Source organism: Tessaracoccus rhinocerotis (assembly GCF_007197885.1).
Taxonomy (GTDB): domain Bacteria; phylum Actinomycetota; class Actinomycetes; order Propionibacteriales; family Propionibacteriaceae; genus Arachnia; species Arachnia rhinocerotis.
Window position 1 is genome coordinate 1 of sequence record NZ_VKKG01000028.1, and the last position, 337, is coordinate 337.

The following is a 337-nucleotide window of genomic DNA, read 5'->3' on the forward strand; positions in this document are numbered from 1 at the left end:
GACACTGGTACTGTAATCCAGGTTGGTGATGGTATTGCACTTGCTCACGGTTTAAACGATGCGATGGCTGGAGAGTTAATTGAGTTTCCTAGTGGAGTATTAGGACTTGCTCAAAACCTTGAAGAAGATAATGTTGGTATAGTAATTCTTGGGCCAAGTGACGACATTAAAGAAGGCGATGAAGTTAAACGTACAGGACGTATTATGGAGGTACCTGTTGGTGAAGAACTTATTGGCCGTGTTGTAAACCCACTTGGTCAACCAATAGATGGTAAAGGGCCAATCAACACAAGTAAAACGAGACCTATTGAAAGTCCAGCAACAGGGGTTATGGATC

General features: G+C 42.7%; 1 pseudogene. It reads left to right on the top strand.

The features are described from left to right. A pseudogene (locus FOJ82_RS15980) lies at positions 1–337 on the top strand (F0F1 ATP synthase subunit alpha); the annotation flags it as partial.